Source organism: Bradyrhizobium sp. USDA 4451 (assembly GCF_054822585.1).
Window position 1 is genome coordinate 2527307 of the sequence record NZ_JBTRCH010000001.1, and the last position, 23994, is coordinate 2551300.

General features: G+C 64.8%; 17 protein-coding genes and 1 pseudogene. 6 read left to right on the top strand and 12 right to left on the bottom strand.

Translation table 11 applies throughout. The features are described from left to right. Positions 1-25: 25 nt before the first annotated feature. The 4 genes and pseudogenes from ACVMB0_RS11690 to ACVMB0_RS11705 form a co-directional block, all read right to left on the bottom strand. A complete protein-coding gene (locus tag ACVMB0_RS11690) occupies positions 26-844 on the bottom strand; it encodes an acyl-CoA thioesterase (RefSeq protein ID WP_461346315.1) in 819 nt (272 codons plus the stop codon). Positions 845-1079: 235 nt separating this feature from the next. Continuing rightward, a complete protein-coding gene (locus ACVMB0_RS11695) occupies positions 1080-3596 on the bottom strand; it encodes a glycogen/starch/alpha-glucan phosphorylase (protein WP_461346316.1) in 2517 nt (838 codons plus the stop codon). Between the two features lie 557 nt (positions 3597-4153). Further along, a pseudogene (locus tag ACVMB0_RS11700) lies at positions 4154-5140 on the bottom strand (IS30 family transposase); the annotation flags it as partial. 66 nt (positions 5141-5206) lie between these two features. Continuing rightward, positions 5207-5497: a GIY-YIG nuclease family protein gene (locus ACVMB0_RS11705; protein WP_461346317.1), complete on the bottom strand. Its 291-nt coding sequence runs from the start codon at positions 5495-5497 to the stop codon at positions 5207-5209. Between the two features lie 196 nt (positions 5498-5693). Between ACVMB0_RS11705 and ACVMB0_RS11710 the strand changes: the two genes are divergently transcribed. Continuing rightward, a complete protein-coding gene (locus ACVMB0_RS11710; RefSeq protein ID WP_461346318.1) occupies positions 5694-6125 on the top strand; it encodes a hypothetical protein in 432 nt (143 codons plus the stop codon). 106 nt (positions 6126-6231) lie between these two features. Here ACVMB0_RS11710 and ACVMB0_RS11715 read toward each other — a convergent pair whose 3' ends face one another. Then, positions 6232-7014, bottom strand: coding sequence for a DUF2865 domain-containing protein (locus tag ACVMB0_RS11715; protein ID WP_461346319.1), 783 nt, complete (start codon positions 7012-7014; stop codon positions 6232-6234). Between the two features lie 180 nt (positions 7015-7194). Further along, the gene (gene pyrE, locus ACVMB0_RS11720) at positions 7195-7758 is read right to left on the bottom strand and encodes an orotate phosphoribosyltransferase (RefSeq protein WP_456750795.1); all 564 of its coding nucleotides are present in this window, start codon (positions 7756-7758) and stop codon (positions 7195-7197) included. A gap of 203 nt (positions 7759-7961) precedes the next feature. Between pyrE and ACVMB0_RS11725 the strand changes: the two genes are divergently transcribed. Beyond that, positions 7962-8588: a glutathione S-transferase family protein gene (locus ACVMB0_RS11725; RefSeq protein WP_106324250.1), complete on the top strand. Its 627-nt coding sequence runs from the start codon at positions 7962-7964 to the stop codon at positions 8586-8588. Between the two features lie 160 nt (positions 8589-8748). On the opposite strand, the gene ACVMB0_RS11730 is transcribed toward ACVMB0_RS11725, so the two are convergent. From ACVMB0_RS11730 to ACVMB0_RS11755, 6 genes are all read right to left on the bottom strand, one after another. After that, complete coding sequence (locus tag ACVMB0_RS11730; protein ID WP_461346320.1) at positions 8749-9384, bottom strand: LysE family translocator; 636 nt, start codon at positions 9382-9384, stop codon at positions 8749-8751. A 164-nt stretch (positions 9385-9548) separates the two neighbouring features. Next, on the bottom strand, positions 9549-12599 hold the full coding sequence (gene polA / locus ACVMB0_RS11735; RefSeq protein WP_461346321.1) for a DNA polymerase I: 3051 nt from the start codon (positions 12597-12599) through the stop codon (positions 9549-9551). A gap of 211 nt (positions 12600-12810) precedes the next feature. Beyond that, positions 12811-13548 carry a response regulator gene (locus ACVMB0_RS11740; RefSeq protein ID WP_212021435.1) on the bottom strand — a complete coding sequence of 246 codons (738 nt, stop codon included), beginning with the start codon at positions 13546-13548 and terminating at the stop codon, positions 12811-12813. Next, positions 13545-15290 carry an ATP-binding response regulator gene (locus ACVMB0_RS11745; protein ID WP_456750791.1) on the bottom strand — a complete coding sequence of 582 codons (1746 nt, stop codon included), beginning with the start codon at positions 15288-15290 and terminating at the stop codon, positions 13545-13547. Before ACVMB0_RS11745 ends, ACVMB0_RS11740 begins: the two co-directional genes overlap by 4 nt. Then, positions 15260-17326: a sensor histidine kinase gene (locus ACVMB0_RS11750; protein ID WP_461346322.1), complete on the bottom strand. Its 2067-nt coding sequence runs from the start codon at positions 17324-17326 to the stop codon at positions 15260-15262. Before ACVMB0_RS11750 ends, ACVMB0_RS11745 begins: the two co-directional genes overlap by 31 nt. Positions 17327-17360: 34 nt before the next feature. Continuing rightward, positions 17361-18350: a TRAP transporter substrate-binding protein gene (locus ACVMB0_RS11755; protein WP_461346323.1), complete on the bottom strand. Its 990-nt coding sequence runs from the start codon at positions 18348-18350 to the stop codon at positions 17361-17363. A gap of 196 nt (positions 18351-18546) precedes the next feature. Here ACVMB0_RS11755 and ugpB point away from each other — a divergent pair, with 196 nt between their 5' ends. From ugpB to ACVMB0_RS11775, 4 genes are all read left to right on the top strand, one after another. Continuing rightward, a complete protein-coding gene (gene ugpB / locus ACVMB0_RS11760; protein ID WP_461349639.1) occupies positions 18547-19872 on the top strand; it encodes a sn-glycerol-3-phosphate ABC transporter substrate-binding protein UgpB in 1326 nt (441 codons plus the stop codon). Positions 19873-20099: 227 nt separating this feature from the next. Continuing rightward, positions 20100-21149 (top strand): IS30 family transposase, encoded by a 1050-nt coding sequence (locus ACVMB0_RS11765; protein ID WP_461346324.1) that lies wholly within the window; start codon positions 20100-20102, stop codon positions 21147-21149. 9 nt (positions 21150-21158) lie between these two features. Next, positions 21159-22106, top strand: a complete 948-nt coding sequence (locus ACVMB0_RS11770) for an aminoglycoside phosphotransferase family protein (RefSeq protein WP_461346325.1) — start codon at positions 21159-21161, stop codon at positions 22104-22106. 245 nt (positions 22107-22351) lie between these two features. Further along, positions 22352-23974: an ABC transporter substrate-binding protein gene (locus ACVMB0_RS11775; protein WP_461346326.1), complete on the top strand. Its 1623-nt coding sequence runs from the start codon at positions 22352-22354 to the stop codon at positions 23972-23974. Positions 23975-23994: the final 20 nt, after the last annotated feature.

Sequence of the window (23994 nt, forward strand, 5' to 3'; positions counted from 1 at the left end):
GGTGCAGAGCAATGTGGATATGTGGCTACGCCTTGAAATAGGCGATCTGCGTCGTGGTCGCGAGCAGGCGGCCGGATGGCGACCACAATTCGCCGTGCTGGTCGCCGTAGCTCTTGTGGAAGCTCTTGGCGTCGGCGACCGCCAGCGCGCGGGTGGTATCCTCGGTGTCGAGATCGGCCGCGTCGGCATGGAAATAGGTCGTCAGCGACACCGTGCCGAACGGCACCAGCTCACCCCGCGCGTGGAACACGCGGCCGAAGAACGCATCCGACATCGACATCAGCGACAGCGCGTCGAGCTTGCGCGGCACGCGGTCCGCGATCCAAAGTTTTGAATAGGGGCTCGACGGCTCCGTCGCGCCGGCGCCGCCGAATGCCGGCTCGCCCTCGGCGAAACGGAAGTCATACTGGTTGGCCCAGGTCATTTTGAGCTTCGGATAGGAGCGGAGCTGCTCGAACGGCACGGCGCCGGGAAAGGCCGCCGGCTGGTGCGACCAGGATGGACGGCGCTCGGCGAACACCGCGGTAGCCAAGGTCGCGACCTCGCCGCCGCCTTGCGTCATCTCGACCGACCAGTGCTGGCTCGATCGGTTGGCCTTGACCAGCCGCACGTCGAGATCGAACACGCCCTCGGCGACCGGCGCGCAGTAATTGACCGTCAGCGCCAGCGGATCGCCGGCGCGCTGCGGGTGCTGCATCAGCGCGCGCAGGATGGTCGCTGCCGTGCAGCCGCCGAACGGGCCGACAAAGGCCCAGTAATCCGGGCTGGTCCGCCCCTGCCAGCGGCTGTCGCCGGCGGTCACGGCCGTGGCTTCATCGAACAAATGCGGAGTCTTGATGAGCATGCAATTCCTTAACTGCAAATCTGTCCAGCTGTCATTGCGAGGAGCGAAGCGACGAAGCAATCCATCCTTCCGCACATGCGGCGCGATGGATTGCTTCCGCCTTCGCCAAGGCTTCGGCGGACAAGTCGCTTCGCTCGCAATGACGCTTGCGTTTAGACAAGCAGTACTCCAGCGACCACGCCCAGTTCAATGACGTCGGACGTCATCGATTTCCGCGACCCGGGAATTACCTTCGTCAGCCCTTCGCCTCGCGCTGGGTGCCCAGCAGCGGCGGCGCGCTCGGATGCACCGGCACGTGCCAGATGTCCTCGGCATATTCGCGGATGGTGCGGTCGGAGGAGAACCACGCCATCCGCGCGACGTTGAGGATCGAGGCGCGGGTCCAGGCCGGCACCACCTGCCAGCGTGCGTCGATGCCGCGCTGCGCGTCGTAGTAGGAATCGAAATCGGCCGAGACCATGTAGTGATCGAGATAGCGCAGCGCGTGCCCGATCGAGGCGAAGCGCGCGGCATCGCCGGGCGAGAACTCGCCGCTCTCGATGGCGCGGATCGCGCGCTCGAGCCGCGGCGACTTGCGGATCACGTCAGTGGCATCCAGCCCCTGCTTGCGGCGGACCATCACGTCGCCGGCCTCCAGCCCGAAGATCGCGATGTTCTCAGGCCCGACCGCGTCGCGGATCTCGATGTTGGCGCCGTCGAGCGTGCCGATGGTCAGCGCGCCGTTCAGCGCCAGCTTCATGTTGCCGGTGCCGGAGGCTTCCATGCCGGCGGTCGAGATCTGCTCGGAGAGATCGGCAGCGGGGATGATCACCTCGGCGAGGCTGACATTGTAGTCGGCGAGGAAGGCGACCTTCAGCCTGCCGCCGAGCGAAGCGTCGTTGTTGACGATTTCGGCGACGTCGTTGATCAGCTTGATGATCAGCTTGGCGTAGCGGTAGCTCGCCGCCGCCTTGCCGGCGAAGATCTTGACCCGCGGCACCCAGTTCGCACCCGGATTGTCCTTCATCGCGTGGTACAGCGCGATCGTCTCCAGGATGTTGAGCAGCTGCCGCTTGTATTCGTGGATGCGCTTGATCTGCACGTCGAACAGCGCCGACGGATCGACCTTGATGTTGTTGCGCTCGCCGATCAGCCGCGCCAGCGCCAGCTTGTTGTGATGCTTGACGTCGCGGAACTGTTTCTGGAATTCGAGATCGCTGGAATGGGTCTCCAGCCGCTCGAGCAGCGAGAAGTCGTCGAGCACGGCCTCGCCGCAGGTCTCGCGCAGCAGCGCGGTCAGCCGCGGATTGGCCAGCATCAGCCAGCGGCGGAAGGTGATGCCGTTGGTCTTGTTGGTGATGCGAGACGGGTAAAGATGATGCAGGTCGTGGAACACGGTCTCCTTCATCAAATCGGAATGCATCGCGGAGACGCCGTTGATGCGGTGCGAGCCGACAAAGGCGAGCTGGCCCATCCGCACCCGGCGGCCGCTGCGCTCGTCGATCAGTGAGACCGAGGCGCGATATTCGATGTCGCCGGGGAAGCGCTCCTCGGCGAGCGCGAGATGGGCGACATTGATGCGGTAGATGATCTCGAGATGCCGCGGCAACAGCCGCTCGAACAGCTCGACCGGCCAGGTCTCGAGCGCCTCCGGCAGCAGCGTGTGGTTGGTGTAGGACAGCGTCGCGACCGTGATCTTCCAGGCCTCGTCCCAGCGGAAATTGTGCAGGTCGACCAGGATGCGCATCAGCTCGGTGACGGCAAGGCTCGGATGGGTGTCGTTGAGCTGCACCGCCGCCTTCTGCGCGAGACTGCGCAGGCCGCCGTCGGAGGCGAGGTGCCGCTTCACCAGATCCTGCAACGAGGCCGAGACGAAGAAATATTCCTGGCGCAGCCGCAGCTCGCGGCCCGCTGCGCTCTCGTCGTTCGGATAGAGGAATTTGCAGATCGCCTCCGCGCGCGCCTGCTCTGCGCTGGCCGAGACGTAGTCGCCTGAGTTGAACACGTCGAGCTTGAGCGGATCGGGCGCATGCGCCGACCACAGCCGCAGTGCGTTGACGTGCTGGCCGCGCCAGCCGACGATCGGCGTGTCGTAGGCCATCGCCTCGACGGTTTCCGCCGGGTGCCAGGTGGCGCGGTCGCGGCCGCGATCGTCGACATGCTCGACATGGCCGCCGAAATGGACGTTGTAGACCACCTCCGGCCGCTGGAATTCCCAGGGGTTGCCGAAGGCCAGCCACTCGTCGGGATATTCCTGCTGCCAGCCCTGGTTCATGATCTGGCGGAACAGGCCGAAATCGTAGCGGATGCCGTAGCCGGTCGCGGGGATCGCCAGCGTCGCCATGCTCTCCATGAAGCACGCCGCGAGCCGGCCGAGACCGCCATTGCCGAGCGCCGCATCCGGCTCGCATTTGCGCAGGTCGGAGAGATCGACGCCGAGGTCGCCGAGCGCGGCCTCGAACAGCGGCAACAATCCCATATTGTTCAGCGCATCGGTGAACAGCCGCCCGATCAGGAATTCGAGCGAGAGATAATAGACCCGCTTGGCGCCGGCGTCGTAGCTCTGCTTCTCGGCGGTCAGCCAGTGGTGCACGATACGGTCGCGCAGCGCCAGCGCCGCGGCCTTGTACCAGTCGCGTCGCGTCGCAACGGTGGCGTCCTTGCCGATTGCGAGCCGCAGCTTGGCCAGGATCGCGCCCTTGATCTCGGTCAGCGCCAGCTCATCGACCGGCTGATTCAGGGCCGGATAGTTTGTTTGTTCCTGCAACGCCAATCCCCGCCGTTCAAACTCTACGCAATGATACGCGCGATGCGCTGCAACCGAAACCGTCGAGAGCCGTTACGCACCGCAACTGCCGCGATTTTATGCAAGGACCGGGCCGAATTCAGGCATTCGGGCCTGCCACTTGCAGCGCGATCGTCGGCTGCGATTGCCGAGATTTTGCGATGGTTGCAGGAACGAGCTGATCGAGTTCGCGGCCGCCGCGTTGCGCGTGCTGTGCATCACGGCGATGCGCGGAGCCTGCGCCGCGGCAGGTTCAACGCAGCGACAGACTGCTGTCGGCCGCGAATTGAACGCCGCGCAACGTGGCTTCATGCGCTGGTCGGGAACACCGTGGTGATACGGATTTCCAAGGCTTAACAGGTCCTTTACAACCACACCTGTCGCTCGTGGGGCGGGCACATATTTTAGCTCCGACGCATTTTATTCCGAAGCAATTTTTCAACGGGCCGCTGGCGTCAGTCAGCGGCCCGAATTGCTTTTGCACACAGCGTGAAGGGGCGACAATGCACGCTCGCACCACATCGTCGTCCTGGCGAAAGCCAGGAGGTGGATTCACACTCGAAGTGCAACACTTGAGAGAAGGCCTCGAGAGGGGTTTGGAAGTCAAGGCATTTGCGCGGGGTGTTGTTGTAGGCGTTGATCGACTGGCGGAGGCGGCGCGTCGGGAAGGTCGCGAGATCGGTTTTGCGTGGAATGAAGCGGCGCATCCGACCGATCGCATTCTCGATGCCGCCCTTCTGCCAGGGCGCGTGCGGATCGCAGAAGAAGGTCTCGATCGCGAGGCGGTGCAGCTCCAGGTGACAGGCGAACTCGGTCCCATTGTCGAAGGTAACGGTCTGGCACAGGCCTTCCGGCAAGGCAGCAAACAAGCGGACGAGATGACGGGCGATACCGCGCGCGAGCTTGCTGGCGATGCGGATGCCGAGCAGCAGGCGCGAGGTGCGCTCGTGCACGGTCAGGATCGCCTGACCGTATTTGGAGAACATCATCAGGTCGGCTTCCCAATGACCGGGGGCATTGCGATCGGCGGCCTCGATAGGCCGTTTGTTCAAGGAAACACGGCCTTCTATGAAGCTTGCGGGACTGCCGCCCTTCTTGCCGCGGTAGCCGCGTTTGCTCTTGCCGCGTGGCAGATAACGCCGCCAGCTGAAGTCCGAGGTGCGCCGGATCTGGGCGTATATGAAGCGGTAGATGGTCTCGTGGGAGATCACCTTGCGGCCGTGTTCGCGGGCCAGCCGGCCCGCGACCTGCTCGGGCGACCAGCCCCGACCAAGGCGCTCCAAGACCGCGCGGCGCAGGCCGGGCTCCCGTTCGAGGCGTACGCCCGTCCAGCGCCGCGCTCGCATCTGTTGCTGGGCATAGCTGGGTTTGTAGCCGACCTGGGCGCCAGAATTGCGGTTCAGCTCCCGAGAGATCGTTGATGGCGAGCGATCCAGAGCTGCCGCGATTTGCCGCACCGAGCTGCCATTGGCTGAAAGCCGGGCAATCTCGCATCGCTCGTCCAGGGATAGCTGCTCGTAACTCCGCCCCATCGCAACACCTCCTCAAGGAAGTGTTGCACTTCGTTTGTGAACTCAGGGGACCCATTACCCCGACTGTCAAATGAGGTCGGATCGGTCGTTCCAATCCGGATTTTCAGCCTCAATCAGCTTGATCTTCCAATCGCGCTTCCAGAACTTCAATTGCTTCTCGCGCGCGATCGCCTCCTGCGGCGTAGCGAATTCCTCGAGGTGAACGAGCCGGAAGACTTGGTATTTGTAGACAAACTTGGAGCCTCGGCCCGACCGATGCAGTTCGAGCCGCAGGCGAACGTCGTTCGTCACGCCGACGTAGATCGTTCCGTGATGGCAACTGGCGAGGATGTAGACGTAGTAGCTGCCGGTGCTCATGCGTGCCCAAGGCTCGCGATAATGACGGCGTGTCGGGGTAATGGGTCCTGGCATTCGCCAGGACGATGTCGATGGATAGTGACTTTTAAATGATCAGAACGAATTAAGAACACTTTAGCAAGTCGTTGATATATCATTATGATTCGGCGCTGTGCCGATACAATATCTAGGGTCTACCAGCTTCCGCGAGGACTACATGTCCACCATCGCCTTCGATCAATTCGCTCTCACCCGCATCGCGGATTTCGCGCGCTCGCTGTCGCGGCTGCATCAGGCGTCGCGGCGCCAGCCGATCGACGACGACCAGCTCGATCGCGAGTTCAATGCGGTCTGCATGTCGATCTGGGGCTACACCACGGATGATTTCAGCGACGAGCTGTTCTCGCTCGAGGATCACGCCTGGCTCGACGCGCTCGACGAAGCGCATGCGCGGATCTTCGCCGCCGAGCAGGGCTACGACCTCGTCGACGATCAGGGCATGCTGACCGACTGGTGGGGCTATTGCTGGATGATCCTGGCCGAGAAGCGCGGCATCCTCAATCCGGAGAACCGCGCCGCCGCGCGGGCCGCGATCGAGGAGAAATACCTGGCCGCGCCGAATGTGATCGGCGTGATCGTGGCGCGCTGATTTGTTGTTGTGCTGTCATTCCGGGGCGATGCGAAGCATCGAACCCGGAATCTCGAGATTCCGGGTCTGGTGCTTACGCACCATCCCGGAATGACGGCGTCCGCCGTCAGTTCGCCTCGGCCCGCTTGGCGGGCTTTGCGGCATTGCCCTTCGGCACCACCGAGGATGGTGCCGACGGCGCTGTCTCCGCCAGCGGCGCCTCGCTCGCGATCTCGGCGCTGACGGGAGCGACCTTCATTTCGCCGAGCCGGGCGCGGACCGCTGCGGTCAATCCGGGATAGGAGGCGACCGGGGTGAAGTCGAACGCCTGCTCGTTACCGACCCGGACGCCGGTATAGGCGACCAGGCCGTCGGTGGTCGCGATCACGTCGCCGGCCTTCAGCGAGGCATCGAGCGTGAGGTCGACCGGCGCGAGCCCTGCCGGATCGCGGCCGTTGCAGGTGCAGTCGGCGCGCAGCGCCTTGCGATAGGCGAAGGCGTTCTCGCTGTCGGCGTAGCGCTCGCCGGTGCTCGAGGCGGAGCTGTCGATATGGCTGCCGTAATAGACCTTGGTGGCGCTTGCCGGACAGAACGCCTGGCAGAGCTGCGCCGGCGTGGCGTTGCCGCGCATCGTCAGCGGGAAATACTTGCCGTCGCAGGTTCGCACGCAATAGGCCGGTCCGGAACCGGCCACGCGTGGCGCCGAGGCCGCGGATGTCTGCCGTTCCGGCTGCTGGTTGAGGCCGAACGGATCGGCGAAGAAATTGGCCTGCGGCGGGGCCTGCCGGCCCTGCTGCTTCTGGGCACCGCCGAAGAAGAAGTCGAATAGCCCTTCGGCCGAGACGGGCGCGGGCACGATCAGGATGGAACCCGCAAAGGCCACGACGGCCAGCATCACGCGGCGCCGCATGCGCCGATCACTCAACTCTGTACGCAACGCCAACTCCACCCGACGCGCCGTGGGCGGCGACGCGCAGCCCCGGCGGATTCACCATAGGGTGGGATGGTAAACGAGCGATTGATTGCGCGTGACGGCGTCACAAGAAACGGGCGCGGCCTATGCAACTGGCCGCGACGGCCGCGAAAGAGCTCAGTCCTTCAGGAACTCGCCGGCCTTGTACAGCGCGCGGAACGGCAAGCCGGCTTCGGCGAAGGTCTCGGTGGCGCCTTCCTCGCGGTCGACCATGGTGAAAACCAGGGCGATCTCGCCGCCGGCCTCGCGCACCGCTTCCGCCGCCTTCAGCGCCGAGCCGCCGGTGGTGGTGACGTCCTCGACGATCACGATGCGCTTGCCGACCAGCGTTTCGCCCTTGGCGAGCCCTTCGACCGAGAGCCGCGCGCCGTGCTCCTTCGGCTTCTTGCGCACGAAGAACGCCGCGATGGGGTGGCCCTTCAGCCAGGACAGCTGCGCGATGGCGCCGGCGAGCGGCACCGCGCCCATCTCGAGCCCGCCGACGAGATCGAGCTTGTCGTCCTTCAGGGCGTCATAAGTCAGCTCGGCAAGCAGTGCTGCGCCCTCGGGATCGAGCATCGTCGGCTTCAGGTTGAAATAGAAATCGCTCTTGCGGCCCGACGCCAAGGTGATCTCGCCGCGGCCGAATGAGCGCTTGCGGATGATCTCGGCGAGGCGGGCGCGGGAGGCTGATTTGGACAAGGCTTTTTCCCTCTGGGGGTTCTTTGGGGGCTTTGAGGCGGCCGGCAATCTATCGGCGGCAGCAGGCACATTCCAGCGGGTAAATCCTGCCGTCAACAGTGGGGGTGCCGCCATTTCGGCGCAGCGGTGTGCGGAAAGCGCGGGTTGTGCGGCTCCCGGCTTCCCCCTAAAGCAAGCGCCAAACGTTTGCACGGGAAGCGGAAATGACCATCGAGCTGCACACCTGGAACACGCCCAACGGCCGCAAGATCTCGGTGGCGCTGGAGGAAATGGGCCTTCCCTACAAGGTGATCCCGGTGAATATCGGCAAGGGCGAGCAGATGGCGCCCGCCTTCCTCGCGATCAGCCCGAACAACAAGATCCCGGCGATCGTCGATCCCGATGGCCCTGGCGGCAAGCCGGTCAGCATCTTCGAGTCCGGCGCGATCCTGCTCTATCTCGGCGAGAAGACCGGCAAGTTCCTGCCGAAACCGTTGGCGGAGCGGATCCCGGTCTATGAGTGGCTGATGTGGCAGATGGGCGGTTTCGGCCCGATGCCGGGCCAGGTGCATCATTTCATCGCGCTGGAAAACGAGCAGGATCGCGCCTACGGCCTGAAGCGCTACATGGCCGAGACGCGGCGGCTCTACGGCGTGCTGGACCGCCGGCTCGATGGCCGCGACTTCGTCGCCGGCGATCTCTCGGTCGCCGATTTCGCCATCCTCGGCTGGGCCTGGCGCCACCCGCGGCACAAGGTCGATCTCGCCGACTTCCCCAACGTCAAGCGCTGGTACGAAACGCTGATGGCCCGGCCTGCGACGAAGCGGGGCATGGAGGCGAAGCTGGATTGAGGAGGCACTCTTCCCTTCTCCCCTTGTGGGAGAAGGTGGCGCGCAGCGCCGGATGAGGGGTTGTTTCCGCAGACGCGCTCGTGGAGAGAAACCCCTCACCCGGCTTCATCTCGCTTCGCTCGATTTCGCCACCCTCTCCCACAGGGGGAGAGGGTACTTGCTAGGCCTTCCTCGCCTCAAGCGCCATCTTCATCGCAAGTCCTGCGAGCACGGTGCCCATCAGCCAGCGCTGCACCAGAAGCCAGGTCGGGCGGGTGCCGAGGAACACCGCGATCGAACCGGCGGCGAGCGCGATCATCGCGTTGACGCTGACGCTGATCACGATCTGGATCGAGCCGAGCGCGAGCGACTGCGACAGCACGCTGCCGCCGACGGGATCGATGAACTGCGGCAGCAGCGCGAGATAAAGCATCGCGATCTTCGGGTTCAGCAGATTGGTGAGGAAGCCCATCGCGAACAATTTGCGCGGGCCGTCGATCTTCAGCGCCTTGACCTGGAACGGCGAGCGGCCGCCGGGCTTGAGCGCCTGCCAAGCCAGCCACAGCAGATAGCCGGCACCGGCGAAGCGCAGCGCGTCATAGGCATAGGGGATCGCAAACAGCAGTGCAGTGATGCCGAACGCCGCGCACAGCATGTAGAACACGAAGCCGAGCGCGACGCCGCCGAGCGAGACGATGCCGGCCGCCGGCCCCTGCGTGATCGAACGCGAGATCAGGTACATCATGTTCGGTCCCGGCGTCAGCACCATGCCGAGGCAGACCAGTGCAAAGCCGAGCAGGGCGGATGTGTGGGGCATCATGGGTCTCGCGAGGGGATGCACGCAGTTCTAGCGTGTGATCCAAGGCGCGGCCATGCTGGAATTGTACTCGGAGCAATGTGGGTTGCGCCTCGGCCCGGTCTCTCTCATCGTCATTCCCCGGTGCGCAATTGCACACCGGGGAATGACGAGAGAGGCTGGCGCTAATGCGCCTCGTCCCAATTGTTGGCGGCGCGGGCGTCGACCTGCAGCGGCAGCGACAGGATCACCGCCGGGAACGGTGCGTCCTGCATCACCTTCTGCACGACCGGCAGCGTCGCCGCGACCTCGTTGTCGGGCACCTCGAAGATCAGCTCGTCATGCACTTGCAGCAGCATCTGCGCGGTGAGTTGCTTCTCAGCGAGCGCGTCCTCGACCCTGATCATGGCGCGGCGGATGATGTCGGCGGCGGTGCCTTGTAGCCGCGCGTTGATCGCGGCGCGTTCGTTGAAGGCGCGCACCGAGGCGTTGGAGGCCTTGATATCCGGATAGTACATTTTGCGGCCGAACAGCGTCGTCACATAGCCGTTGCGGCGGCAGGAGTCCTTGGTCTCGTCCATATAGGCGCGGATGCCGGGGAAGCGCTCGAAGTACTTCTTGATGTAGGCCGAGGCTTCCTCGCGGGCGATGCCGAGCTGGTTGGCGAGGCCGAACGCCGAGATGCCGTAGATGATGCCGAAATTGATCGCCTTGGCGCGGCGCCGCACCTCGCTCGGCATGTCCTTGATCGGCACGCCGAACATCTCCGAGGCGGTCATCGCGTGAATGTCGAGCCCGTCGCGGAACGCCTGGCGCAGCACCGGAACGTCGGCGATCTCCGCCAGCAGCCGCAGTTCGATCTGGGAATAGTCGGCCGACACCAGCTTGTGGCCCGGCGTCGCGATGAAGGCGCGGCGGATCTTGCGGCCGTCCTCGGTCCGAACCGGGATGTTCTGCAAGTTCGGCTCGTTCGACGACAGCCGGCCGGTCGTGGTCGCGGCCAGCGCGTAGGTCGTGTGGACGCGATGGGTCTGCGGGTTGACGTAGGTCGGCAGCGCGTCGGTGTAGGTCGATTTCAGCTTCGAGACCTGGCGCCACTCCAGGATCTTCTTCGGGAATTCGTGGCCCTGCTCGGCGAGCTCGTCGAGCACCTGTGCGGTGGTCGACCACGCGCCGGTCTTGGTCTTGGTGCCGCCGGGCAATCCCATCTTGCCGAAGATGATGTCGCCGATCTGCTTCGGGCTGCCGACATTGACCGGCTCGCCGGCGATCTCTTGGATCTCGGCCTCGACGCGCGCCGCGGTCTGGGCGAAATCGCCCGAGAGACGTGACAGCACCTGGCGGTCGATCGAGATGCCGCGGCGCTCCATCCGCGCCAGCACCGACACCAGCGGCCGCTCCAGCGTCTCGTACACCGTCGTCATCCGCTCGGCGATCAGGCGCGGCTTCAGCACGCGCCACAGCCGCAGGATCACGTCGGCGCTCTCGGCGGCATACTCGGTCGCCTTGTCGATGGTGACCTGGTCGAAGGTCAGCTTGCCCTTGCCGCTGCCGACCAGGCCGCCGTAATTGACGACGGCATGGCCGAACCAGCGCTCGGCGAGCGCCTCCAGCGCATGCGAGCCGCGGCCGGCATCGAGCGCGTAGGACATCAGCTGCGCATCGTCGATGTTGCGCAGCGTGACGCCGTGCTGCGCCAACATCACCGAGGTGAACTTGACGTTGAAGCCGACCTTCTGGATGCCGGTCGATTCCAGCAGCGGCTTCAGCGCCTTCAGCGCATCGGCGGTCTTGATCTGGCCGGGCGCAAGGCCGGCATCGAACAGGCCGGCGCCGCCGCCGGGCGCCTTGTGGCCGAGCGGGATGTAGCAGGCGTCGTTGGGCGCCACGGCCAAGGCCAGTCCTGACAGCTCGGCCTGCATCGGGTCGATCGATTCCGACATCGCCTCGATCGCGAGATAACCGGTGTCGTGCGTCCGCGCGACGATGGCGTTGAGCTGATCGAGACCGCCGATCGTCTGGTAGGCCTTGCGATCGAAGCCGGTCTTGCGGATCGCCTCGCCGCGGGCCTCCGCCAGCGTGGCCGGCGTGCCCTTGCGGTTGGAGTTCTTGTCGTCGCGCGCGCCGGTCGGCTTGGCTTTCGGCGGCGGCGCTGCGGCCGATGTTGGCGCTTCTCCCGGTGCCGGCGTCACATCCGACGGCGGCAGCGGCGAGAACACGCTGGCGCCGCTCTTGTTGCCGGGATCGGCGTCGACATTGGCCGGATCGATCTGCGCATACTCGGCGACGCGGCGGGTGAGGGTGGTGAACTCCATCGCCTTGAGGAAGGCGATCAGCTTGCGCGCATCGGGATCGTGCACGGCGAGATCGTCGAGCGGCACCTCGAGCTCGACCTTGTCGTCGAGCAGCACCAGCTGGCGCGAGATCCGCGCCTTCTCGGCATTCTCCAGCAGCGCCTCGCGCCGCTTCGGCTGCTTGATCTCGGTGGCGCGGAACAGCAGCTGATCGAGATCGCCATATTCGATGATCAGCTGCGCGGCGGTCTTGACGCCGATGCCGGGCACGCCCGGCACGTTGTCGGTGGAATCGCCGGCCAGCGCCTGCACCTCGACGACCTTCTCCGGCGGCACGCCGAATTTCTCGATCACCTCGTCGCGGCCGATGCGGCGATCCTTCATCGTGTCGTACATCACGACCTTGTCGGTGACGAGCTGCATCAGGTCCTTGTCGGACGATACGATCGTCGTGGTGGCGCCGCGCTCGGTCGCCAGCCGCGCATAGGTTGCGATCAGATCGTCGGCCTCGAAGCCGACCTGCTCGAGGCAGGGCAGGTCGAAGGCGCGCACCGCCTCGCGGATCAGCGCGAATTGCGGGATCAGATCGTCGGGCGCCGGCGGCCGGTGCGCCTTGTAATCGGGATAGAGCTTGTTGCGGAACGTGATCTCCGACTTGTCGAACACGATCGCCAGATGCGTCGGCCGATTGTCGTCCGGCATGTCGCGCAACAGCTTCCACAGCATGTTGCAGAAGCCGAGCACGGCGTTGACCTGCAGCCCGTCGGACTTGCGGTTCAACGGCGGCAGCGCGTGGTAGGCGCGGAAGATGTAGGACGAGCCATCGACCAGGAACACGTGGTCACCCTTCGCCGCGGGCTTGGCGGCAACGGGCTTGGGGGCGGTCTTCGGAGCTGGCTTTTCAGCGGGCTTGGCGGGGTCTTTGGAGGCTGTTTTCGGCATGGCCGAAACTTAGGGATTTTTGCGCGGATTGACAGCCTTACCTGTGTGGATTCTGGGTGTGCCGCACAGCGAATTCGATGAATTTGACCCGTCATCCTGAGGAGCCTGCGCAGCAGGCGTCTCGAAGGATCGACGGCCACCAGCCGGGCCGTGCATCCTTCGAGACGCGCTGCGCGCTCCTCAGGATGACGGGGACGGCAGCCGGAACGGCTTACGCCTTATCCCCGGTCGGCGAGAACAGGTAGCCGCCACCGCGGATGGTGCGGATCACCGACGGCTTGGTCGGATCGAACTCGATCTTGCGGCGGATCCGCATGATGCGCAGGTCGACGGCGCGGTCGAAGGCTTCGGCGTCGCGTGCATTGGCGAGTTCCAGGAGCCGCTCGCGCGACAGCACGCGCTTCGGGTTGGCCGCGAACACCTTGAGCAGGCCGAATTCGGAAGCGGTCAGCGGGTGCTCGTTGCCCTCGTCGTCGCGCAGCGCCTGGGCCTCGAGATCGAGCCATTTGGTGCCGAACCGCACCAATTGCTCCTTTTCGGCCTTGCTGCCGGCCGGCTCCGGCGCGGCTGATTTCGCAGGCCCGCTCCGCCGCAGCACCGAGCGGATGCGGGCCATCAGCTCGCGCAATTCGCAGGGTTTTGCCACGTAGTCGTCGGCGCCGAGCTCGAGCCCGACCACCCGGTCGATCGGGCTGGCGGTAGCTGTCAGCATGATGACGGGGACGTTGATCTTGCTCTTGAGGTCGCGGATGATCGACAGCCCGTCTTCCTCGGGCATGTTGAGGTCGAGCACCACGAGATCGGGCGTGCTGCTCTCGATCTCCTTGCGCAGGCTCTTGCCGCCGTCGCACAGCGTCACGCCGAAGCCGTGCATCTTGAGGTAATCGCCGACCATCTCGCGGGCCGGCGCCTCGTCGTCGACAATGAAGATATGCGGGTTCTGGTTCATGTCTCTGTCGCCGGCAGTGTAACCGTAAAGGTCGACCCCTGTCCGGGGCCCGGGCTCTGTGCGGTCACATGGCCGCCATGCATGTCGATGATGCGCTTGACGATGGAGAGGCCGAGCCCGGTCGAGCTCTCGCCCGCGGTCGGCTTGGCCGACAGCCGCTGGAACCGGCCGAACAGCCGGCTGAGGTCCTCGGGGCTGAGGCCGGGGCCCTGGTCGGCGATCCGGATCACCGTGTCGTCGCCCTCATGGTTGACCGAGACCGTGATCTTGCCCCCGATCGGCGAATATTTGATGGCGTTGCTGACCAGATTGTCGATCGCCTCGCGGATACGGTCGGCGTCGCACATCGTGACGAAGTGCTGCGGCCCCGAGACCGAGATGCTCTGCTGCTTGTTGACGGCCGAGGGCAGATTGGCCTCGGTGACCTCGTTGACAAGGGCTGCGACATCGACCGGCTCGCGGCGGATGGTGATGTCGAAGGCATCGGCCATCGCATCCGAGATCAGGTGGTCGACCATCGAGGTCAGCCGCTTGGTGGCGTCGCGGATGTGCTCGACCTGCGCGGTGACGTTCTCCTTCGGCGAGCCGGCGCCGATCAGCTCGGTCAGCATCTCGGTGCGGCCGAGGATCACGCCGAGCGGGTTCTTCAAATCGTGGGCGACGGTGCCGAGGATCTCGTTCTTGAAGCCGTTGGCGCGTTGCAGCCGCAGCCACTGCGCCGACAGCCGCCGGTTGGCCTGCATCAGCGCGCGGGTGCGCTGCGTGACGCGGTCCTCGAGCTGGGCGTTGGCCTCTTGCAGCTGCTGGTACAGGATCACGTTGTCGAACGCGATCGACAGCCGGCTCGAGAAGATCTCGACCAGCGCGCGGTCGGTGTCGGAAAGCTGGCGCTCGGCCTGCAACAGCACCACCACCTCGCGGCCGCTGCCGGTGCGCGAATAGAGCACGCTGCGGTGGTCGGCGAACTCGTTCTTGCGGGCCTGGAACGCGGCTTCCACCATGTGCCTGAGGTCGGGATCGAGTGCCTTCGACGATGTGGTGCCGATGAAGCGGCTGTAGCAGCCCGAGCACGCCAGCACCGAGAAATCGCAGGCGGCCGCGTTGCCGTCGTCGCGTAGCACCAGGATGCCGGCGCAATCGACATTGAGCAGCGAGGCGAGCTGGGTCAGCACGCCCTCGGCGAGCCGCTGCATCGACTTGAAGTCGTACAGCGTCGAGGCGGCGTCGATGATGATCTCGAGCCCGCGCCTGGTCTGCACCATGCGCTCGAGCTGCTGGTAGCTGCGCAGCGCGGCGGTCAGCGAGGTGAACAGCTTGTCGGCGGTCAGCTCGGTCTTCGCCTTGTAGTCGTTGATGTCGTACTGCACGATGACGCGCCGCTCGGGCGCCTGGCCGGGCTGGCCGGTGCGCAGGATGATGCGGACGGTCTCGTTCCTGATCTCGTTGCGGATGTATTCGACGAGCTCGAGGCCGGCGACGTCGGTCTCCATGATGACGTCGAGCAGCACGGCGGCGATGTCGGGATTGTCCCGCATCAGCGTGCGGCCTTCGGCCGCGGAGTAGGCCGAGAGGATCTCCAGCGTCGCTCCGTTCAGATTGTAGTCGCTGAGCGCGAAACGGGTGCCTTCATGGACGGCATGGTCGTCGTCGATGACGGCGATCTTCCATTTCCGGGCCGACGAGTCCTCCGGGGGGCTCTCGGTATCGTCGATCAGTTGGAGGACATCGTCCTGTTCGGCCATTGACTCGTTCCGTCGGCTGCTGCGTCAGTGATCGTGGGCTCCCCCTTGGCAGCCCCCTTGGCGATCCTGGGCATGATAATGCGAAAAGTTGTGCCTTGTCCTACCCTTGACTCCAGCATCATGCGTCCGCCGAGCTGCTGGGTGACCAGGTTATAGACGATATGCAGGCCGAGGCCCGTACCACCTTCGTTGCGCCGCGTCGTGAAGAACGGATCGAACGCCTGTCGCTGCACGTCCGGCGTCATGCCAGCCCCGTCGTCCGCGAAGATGATCTCGACATCATCAGCGCCGCGCCCGCGCGCCGAGATCGTGATGTTGCCGGAGCGGCCATCGGCAAACGCATGATTGACGGCGTTCAGGAAAAGATTGGTTAAGATCTGGCCATAGGCCCCGGGATAGCCGTCGATCAGGAGCCCCTCGGGCACGTCGACGGACAGCGCGATCGCGGCCTTCTTCAGCACCGGGCGAAGGCTCGCCACGATCTGGTCGGTGGATTCACTCAAGGCAAACTGGCGGCGCTCGGCGTGCGAGCGGTCGACCGCGACCTGCTTGAACGACTGGATCAGCTCGCCGGCACGCTGCAGATTGGAGACCAGTTGCTGCGATGCGTCACGCGAGGCGCGCACGAATTCGTCGAGCTTGGAGCGGCGCAGCGGCTCGGTCTTCAGGTCGCTCTCGAACATCTCGCTGCGGCGGGCAAAGCTCGAGGCCACGGTCAGGCTGATGCCGATCGGGTTGTTGACCTCGTGGGCGACGCCGGCAACCAGGCCGCCGAGCGCGGCGAGGCGCTCGGCATCGATCAGGTTCTGCTGCGCGGCGTTGAGCTCGAGCAGCGCGCTCTCGGCCTTCTCCTTGGCGGTGCGCAGCTCGTCCTCGGTCTTGCGCTTGGCGATCGCATTTTCGCGGAATACTTCCACCGCGCGCGCCATCGCGCCGACCTCGTCCTTGGCCGAGGTGCCCAGCACCGGCCGGTCGAGATCGCCCGAGGTGATGGTGCGCATCGCCGCCATGATCTGCGCCAGCGGCAGCCGGATCGAGAGTGCGATCATGACGCCGGCGGACATGATGACGCCGAGGAAGATCACGGCGATCGACAGCACCCGGCGCGAGATCGACGCCAGCGTCCGGTCGAAGGTCTCCTGCGCCTTCTGCTCGCGCTGGCGCATCTTCACCGAGAGATCGTCGATCGCGCCGATCGCATCGGCCTGGCTGGCGTCGATCGAGTTGCGCAACAATTCGGTGCGGTTGGTGAGCTGATCGCTGAGCTTGCCGAGCCCGTCGCGCAGCTCGGCGGTCTTGACCTTGAGCCGCGCCAGCGCCATGCGCTGCAAATCGTTCTCGGCCAGGTCGGTCATCACGGGGATCGTCCGCTCGATCGTATCGATATTGCGGCGGGCTTCCTCGGCCGACGAGGAGGCAAGCGAGAGGTAGTAGGCGTTGGCGGCGACCAAGAGCGAGGTGAATGCCTCGCGCGATTTGCCGAGCGCGGGCCAGATCAGCGCGTCGCGATGGCCGGTGGCGCCCTCGATGATCGAATACAGCCCCGCCATGTCCTTGGTCGGCGTCAGCACCTGCTCGTCATAGGTCTTGGCGATCTGGGTCTGCACGGTGCGCAATTCGCCGAAGCCGTCGAGGAAACGGCTGGTGACGCGCTCCAGTTGCTCGACCGAGCCCGACAGCATCGGGTCGGTCGAGGCCCGGTTGGTCAGCGTGCCGAGCACGGCCTCGCGCAGCAGCAGGATCTCCGCGAACAGGTCCGGGCTCGGCTGGTTGATGTAGCGATGGATCAGGTTCTGCAACCGGCTGGTCTCGCTTTCCAGCTTGGCCAGGATCTTGTCGGATTCCCGCACCTGGCGGACGTCCTCCCAGGCCGAGCCGAGCACCTTGGAGCCGTTCCAGATCAGCACCGCCAGCACGATCACGACCGCGGAGTTGAGCAGCGCGATCGAGAGGATGCGCCAGCGGATTGGCACCGCACGCAGCAACTGGACGATGCGGAAGCGGCCCTGCGGCCCGAAGGCCGCCGGCCGTCGCATCGTCCCGTCCTGCTCTGGTGCGGCCAAGATCCGGTTACTCCATGTTGCGGATGCGTTCGATCAGCGCTGCCATCGCCGGATCGCTTTCCGCCTTGGCATAGACGCCGGCCATCGCCGCTTCGAACGGCTTGCGGTCGAAGTCGGTCACGACCTTGACGCCGGCCTGCTCCGCCTGCCTGCGCGAGCGGTCCTCCAGCTCCCGCCACTTCTCGCGCATGTAGAGGCTGGAGCGCTGCGCGGCCTCGCGGAAGATTTTCTGCTCATCCGCCGTGAGGCTGGCCCAGGCCTTTTGCGACATCACCAGCACTTCGGGGCTCACGGTATGTTGGGTCAAGGTGTAGTAGCCGGCGTATTTGTAGTGACCGGTGGTGACGAAAGACGGCCAGTTATTCTCCGCGCCGTCAATCAGCCGGTTGGCCAGCCCGGTCAGCACCTGGCCGTAGGCCATCTCGATCGGCTCGGCGCCGAGCGCGCGGATCGTGTCCGACATCTGCGCCGATTGCTGCACGCGCAGCCGCAGCCCCCTGAGGTCGTCGAGCGAGCGCACCGGGCGCACGCTGTTATAGATCGAGCGGGCACCGGAATCGTAGAACGCCAGTCCGACAAAGCCGTGGGCCTCGAAACTGTTCAGGATCTCGCTGCCGATCGGTCCGTCCAGCACATGTTGCAGGTGCTCCTGCGATCGAAACAGGAACGGCATCGCCAGCACGTTGACCTGCGGCACCATGGTTCCGATCAGCGCGACATTGGTCCGGTTCAGATCGATCGCGCCGGCCCGGGTCTGCTCCAGCGTCTCCTTTTCCTCGCCGAGCTGGCGGGAATGGAACACCACGATGCGGTGTTTACCTCCCGTGCGCTCGGTGATCAGGCGGTCCATGTAATTCAGCGCCTGGACGGTCGGATAGTCCTCATTCTGGGTATCGGCGGTGCGGAATTCGCGCGCGAAAACGCTCGCCGAGACCGCTGTGCACCACAGCGCGACGGCAAGCGTGACGATCCGCGAAAGGCCGGCGCGGCGGTACACAGGCTACAATTCCCCTTGTGATGTATGTCCAGGGCGGGAGCAAAAGGTTCAACGCTTTTTAACAGAACGGCGCTGGTTCGCCCATCGGCCAAAACGTTAAATCCCGCCTGCAACCTGCGGTGTCGATTGAATCTGCGGTTGTGGCGCCGTATGACGGCGTGTTGGCACCCGGGAACAGCTCGTCGTGACGTTCACCTTGAAGTTCGCCTGCAAGCTCCTGCATCTCGTCGTCGCAGCCTGTCTGCTGATCTCGCCGGCGCGCGCGGCGACCGAGATCATGTGGTGGCACGCGATGTCGGGCGAGCTCGGCAAGCAGCTCGAGAAGCTCGCTGCCGACTTCAACGCCTCGCAATCCGACTACCGGATCGTGCCCGCCTACAAGGGCAACTACACCGAGACCGTCACCGCGGCGATCTTCGCCTTCCGCTCGCGCAGCCAGCCGGCGATCGTCCAGGTCAACGAGATTGCCACCGCAACCATGATGGCGGCGCGCGGCGCGATCTATCCGGTGTTCGAATTGATGCGCGACCAGTCGGAGGCGTTTTCACCACAGGCCTATCTGCCCGCGGTGGCCGGCTACTATGCCGATGTCGACGGCAACATGCTGTCGTTCCCGTTCAATGCCTCGACGCCGATCCTCTACTACAACAAGGATATGTTCCGTTCGGCGGGGCTCGATCCGGACCAGCCGCCGAAGACCTGGCCGGAGCTCGGCATCGCGGCAAAACGGCTGCGCGCGGCCGGTGCGATGTGCGGCGTCACCACGTCGTGGCCGTCCTGGATCAATGTCGAGAATTTTTCCGCGTTCCACAATCTGCCGGTCGCGACCAGGGCCAACGGCTTTTCCGGGCTCGATGCGCAGCTGATCTTCAACAATCCGATCGTCGTGCGCCACATCGCGCAGCTCGCGCAGTGGCAGGCCGACAAGACCTTCGACTATAGCGGCCGCGGGCAGGCGGCCGAGCCGCGCTTCCAGAAGGGCGAGTGCGGCATCTTCATCGGCTCGTCAGGCACCCGCGCCGACATCAAGGCCAATTCCAAATTCGAGGTTGGCTACGGCATGATGCCGTACGATCCGGACGTGCAGGGCGCGCCGCAGAACTCGATCATCGGCGGCGCCACGCTGTGGGTGCTGCGCGACCGGCCGCGCGCCGAATATGCCGGGGTGGCGAAGTTCTTCGCCTATCTGTCGCGGCCCGAGGTGCAGGCGGCCTGGCACCAGAACACGGGCTATCTGCCGATCACCCGCGCCGCGTTCGATCTCACCCGCGCGCAGGGTTTTTACGATCGCAATCCCGGCGCCTCGATCTCGATCGAGGAGGTCACGCTGAAGCCGCCGACCGACAATTCCAATTCCAGGGGTATCCGCCTCGGCTCGTTCGTGCTGATCCGCGACGTGATCGAGGAGGAGCTCGAGCAGGTGTTTTCAGGCAAGCGCTCGGCGCAGGCCGCGATGGACAACGCCGTCGAACGCGGCAACCGCCTGCTGCGCCAGTTCGAGCGCGCCAATCCGGATAGGTGATGGGCGCGTCCAGGCGCTCAGCCGCTTCTCCGATAGACTGTCAAAATATATGACACGCGATGGCGCAACATACTCGATGTCGTCCCGGCGAAGGCCGGGACCCATAACCACCGAAGGCCATTGTTGCGCGGCGCTGGGGCCACAACTTTTTCAACAACTCAACCCTGTGGTTATGGGTCCCCTGAGTTCACAAACGAAGTGCAACACTTCCTTGAGGAGGTGTTGCGATGGGGCGGAGTTACGAGCAGCTATCCCTGGACGAGCGATGCGAGATTGCCCGGCTTTCAGCCAATGGCAGCTCGGTGCGGCAAATCGCGGCAGCTCTGGATCGCTCGCCATCAACGATCTCTCGGGAGCTGAACCGCAATTCTGGCGCCCAGGTCGGCTACAAACCCAGCTATGCCCAGCAACAGATGCGAGCGCGGCGCTGGACGGGCGTACGCCTCGAACGGGAGCCCGGCCTGCGCCGCGCGGTCTTGGAGCGCCTTGGTCGGGGCTGGTCGCCCGAGCAGGTCGCGGGCCGGCTGGCCCGCGAACACGGCCGCAAGGTGATCTCCCACGAGACCATCTACCGCTTCATATACGCCCAGATCCGGCGCACCTCGGACTTCAGCTGGCGGCGTTATCTGCCACGCGGCAAGAGCAAACGCGGCTACCGCGGCAAGAAGGGCGGCAGTCCCGCAAGCTTCATAGAAGGCCGTGTTTCCTTGGACAAACGGCCTATCGAGGCCGCCGATCGCAATGCCCCCGGTCATTGGGAAGCCGACCTGATGATGTTCTCCAAATACGGTCAGGCGATCCTGACCGTGCACGAGCGCACCTCGCGCCTGCTGCTCGGCATCCGCATCGCCAGCAAGCTCGCGCGCGGTATCGCCCGTCATCTCGTCCGCTTGTTTGCTGCCTTGCCGGAAGGCCTGTGCCAGACCGTTACCTTCGACAATGGGACCGAGTTCGCCTGTCACCTGGAGCTGCACCGCCTCGCGATCGAGACCTTCTTCTGCGATCCGCACGCGCCCTGGCAGAAGGGCGGCATCGAGAATGCGATCGGTCGGATGCGCCGCTTCATTCCACGCAAAACCGATCTCGCGACCTTCCCGACGCGCCGCCTCCGCCAGTCGATCAACGCCTACAACAACACCCCGCGCAAATGCCTTGACTTCCAAACCCCTCTCGAGGCCTTCTCTCAAGTGTTGCACTTCGAGTGTGAATCCACCTCCCGGCTTTCGCCGGGACGACGAGAGGAGAGATTGCGCCGTGATTGCATCGTCTCAGGATGACGGCTGAAAATGCACCTTCCCGCCATCACCACCTACGACACCTACCGCGCCTGGCGCGGCGACAGCTCGCGCTGGCTGCCGGTCGCGCGCGAGATCGCCGACGGCCACGGGCTGTCCTGGGGCACGCCGCATGTGTTTGCGACCGGCACCAATCTCGTCGTCGGGCTCGATGGCAACCTGATCCTGAAACTGTTCCCGCCGTTCCTGCGCCCGCAATTCGTCTCCGAGCGCGGCGCGCTGGCGGAGCTGCGCGGCCGGCTCGGCATTCCGATTCCCGACCTCGTCGCGGAGGGCGAGCGCGACGGCTGGCCCTATCTCGTCATCACGCGCCTCGCCGGCACCGTCGGATCGGAGGTCTGGCCAGCGCTGTCGGACGCCGAGCGGGAGCGCGTGCTGGCCGAGATCGGCGCGGTGATCGCCGACGTGCAGCGCGTGCCGCCCGGCAGTCTGCTCACAATCGGGCAGCCCTGGGAGACCTTCCTGCGCACCCAGATCGCGCAGTGCCGGGCCCGCCACCAGCGCCTCGGCCTGCCGGCGAAATTGCTCGCCTCGCTCGACGATCTGCTGCGCGACGCCACTGAGCTGATCCCGATGAATGCGCCGCCGGTGATCCTGACCGGCGAGTACATTCCGGAAAATTTCCTGCTCGGGCGCCGGGCCGACGGCTGGCATGTCGCCGGCCTGTTCGACTTCGGCGACGTCCGGACCGGATGGGGCGAGTACGACCTGCTCGGTCCCAGCGCCTTCATGGCCGCGGGGCATCCGCGAAGGGTGCAAAGCCTGTTCGACGGCTTCGGCATCCCGCGCAGCGAGGTGAATTTCACGCTGAAGCGGCGGCTGATGGCGTTGATGATGCTGCACACGGCCAGCGATCCGCTCCGGCACATCTGCATTACGGACTGGCCGGACCGGGTCGATGACTTCGTGCAGTTGCAGGAGTTGATCTGGCCGGATTAGCCATCCGGATGGCGAAGTCGACTGTCGGCCAGAAAACGAGCAGGTCTCATGTGTTGCTTATTTGTTAAGCAGCGATCCGCCCTTTGTATGCAATGACGGGCATCACCGACGGCGCAAGATCAGATACCTTCCTCGATTTCTTGCCTTCTTACAGGTGTTTAGCGTCTCATAAGCTTTCGTTAAGGGTTGGCACAATCCTTGCGAACCGAGTTCCAAGGCCCGTCCCAGGGGCGTTGGAGCATCACATGAAGCGTCGCGATTTCCTCAAATCGGTATCCGGACTGGCTGCGGGGGCGCTGGCGCCGACCGCGCCGGCGATCTGGTCGCCGGCCAAAGCCGACGCCCGCTCGGAGACGCTGCTGATCGTGTCCGAAGGCGGTCCCAACAATCTCGATATCCATGGCGTCGGCACCAACGTGCCCGGCTATGAGGTGTCGTGGAATTGCTACGACCGGCTGATCAGCCACGAGATGAAGAGCGGCCCGGGCGGCGTGCCCTATTACGACCGCGATAAGTTCAAGCCCGAGCTCGCCGAGGATTTCAACATCGGCGACATGTCGGTCACCTTCAAGCTGCGCAAGAACGCCAAATTCCACGACGGCACGCCGGTGACCGCGAAGGACGTCAAATGGTCGCTCGACCGCGCCGTCTCCGTCGGCGGCTTCCCGACCTTCCAGATGAGCGCGGGCTCGCTGACCAAGCCCGAGCAGTTCGTCGTCGTCGACGACCACACCGTGCGGGTCGACTTCCTCAAGAAAGACAAGCTGACGATTCCCGACCTCGCCGTCATCGTGCCCTGCGTCGTCAACTCCGAGCTCGTCAAGAAGAACGCCAGCGAGAAGGATCCCTGGGGTCTCGAATTCACCAAGCAGCAGACCGCAGGCTCCGGCGCCTACAAGGTGACCAAATGGACCGCCGGTACCGAAGTCGTCATGGAGCGCAATGACGAGTGGGTCTGTGGCCCGATGCCGAAGATCAGGCGCGTGATCTGGCGCATGGTGCCGCAGGCCGGCAACCGCCGTGCGCTGCTCGAGCGCGGCGACGCCGACATCTCCTACGAGCTGCCGTTCAAGGATTTCCAGGAGATGAAGGCCAACGGCAAGCTCAACGTGGTCTCGCTGCCGTTCTCCAACGGCATCCAGTATATCGGTATGAACGTCACCAAGCCGCCGTTCGACAATCCGAAGGTGCGGCAGGCGATGGCCTATGCGATGCCGTACCAGAAGATCATGGACGCGGTGCTGTTCGGTCTCGCCAACCCGATGTTCGGCGCTCCGAAGGACAGACCGACCGAGGTCGCCTGGCCGCAGCCGACCAAGTATGTCACCGACATGGAGAAGGCCAAGGCGCTGCTCGCGGAAGCCGGCTACGCCAACGGCTTCGAGACCACGATCTCGTTCGACCTGAATTTCGCAGGCGTCAACGAGCCGCTCTGCGTGCTGGTGCAGGAGAGCCTGGCGCAACTCGGCATCAAAACCACGATCAACAAGGTGCCCGGCGCCAACTGGCGCACCGAGCTGACCAAGAAGGAAATGCCGCTGTTCACCAACGTGTTCTCGGGTTGGCTCGATTACCCCGAGTACTTCTTCTACTGGTGCTATCACGGCAACAATTCCATCTTCAACACGATGAGCTACAAGTCGCCCGAGATGGACAAGCTCATCGACGGCGCGCGCATCGCGGCCGCCAACGGCGACACCGCGGCCTACGACGCCGACGTCAAGGGCTTCGTCGATCTCGCATTTAGCGACATCCCCCGCATCCCGCTCTATCAGCCCTTCGTCAACGTCGCGATGCAGAAGAACATCTCGGGCTATGAGTACTGGTTCCACCGTCGCCTCGACTACCGCGCGATGGCCAAGGGGTGAGGCGGGCGAATGGTGAGTGG

Excerpts from the sequence above, each read along its gene's own strand:
- ACVMB0_RS11750 (WP_461346322.1), bottom strand. The coding sequence starts at position 17,326 with ATGCGACGGCCGGCGGCCTTCGGGCCGCAGGGCCGCTTCCGCATCGTC.
- ACVMB0_RS11730 (WP_461346320.1), bottom strand. The coding sequence starts at position 9,384 with ATGCCCCACACATCCGCCCTGCTCGGCTTTGCACTGGTCTGCCTCGGC.
- ACVMB0_RS11710 (WP_461346318.1), top strand. The coding sequence starts at position 5,694 with ATGTCCACCATCGCCTTCGATCAATTCGCTCTCACCCGCATCGCGGAT.
- ACVMB0_RS11740 (WP_212021435.1), bottom strand. The coding sequence starts at position 13,548 with ATGAACCAGAACCCGCATATCTTCATTGTCGACGACGAGGCGCCGGCC.
- ACVMB0_RS11775 (WP_461346326.1), top strand. The coding sequence starts at position 22,352 with ATGAAGCGTCGCGATTTCCTCAAATCGGTATCCGGACTGGCTGCGGGG.
- ACVMB0_RS11765 (WP_461346324.1), top strand. The coding sequence starts at position 20,100 with ATGGGGCGGAGTTACGAGCAGCTATCCCTGGACGAGCGATGCGAGATT.
- ACVMB0_RS11770 (WP_461346325.1), top strand. The coding sequence starts at position 21,159 with ATGCACCTTCCCGCCATCACCACCTACGACACCTACCGCGCCTGGCGC.
- ACVMB0_RS11745 (WP_456750791.1), bottom strand. The coding sequence starts at position 15,290 with ATGGCCGAACAGGACGATGTCCTCCAACTGATCGACGATACCGAGAGC.
- ACVMB0_RS11690 (WP_461346315.1), bottom strand. The coding sequence starts at position 844 with ATGCTCATCAAGACTCCGCATTTGTTCGATGAAGCCACGGCCGTGACC.
- ACVMB0_RS11725 (WP_106324250.1), top strand. The coding sequence starts at position 7,962 with ATGACCATCGAGCTGCACACCTGGAACACGCCCAACGGCCGCAAGATC.
- ACVMB0_RS11705 (WP_461346317.1), bottom strand. The coding sequence starts at position 5,497 with ATGAGCACCGGCAGCTACTACGTCTACATCCTCGCCAGTTGCCATCAC.
- polA (WP_461346321.1), bottom strand. The coding sequence starts at position 12,599 with ATGCCGAAAACAGCCTCCAAAGACCCCGCCAAGCCCGCTGAAAAGCCA.
- ACVMB0_RS11715 (WP_461346319.1), bottom strand. The coding sequence starts at position 7,014 with ATGCGGCGCCGCGTGATGCTGGCCGTCGTGGCCTTTGCGGGTTCCATC.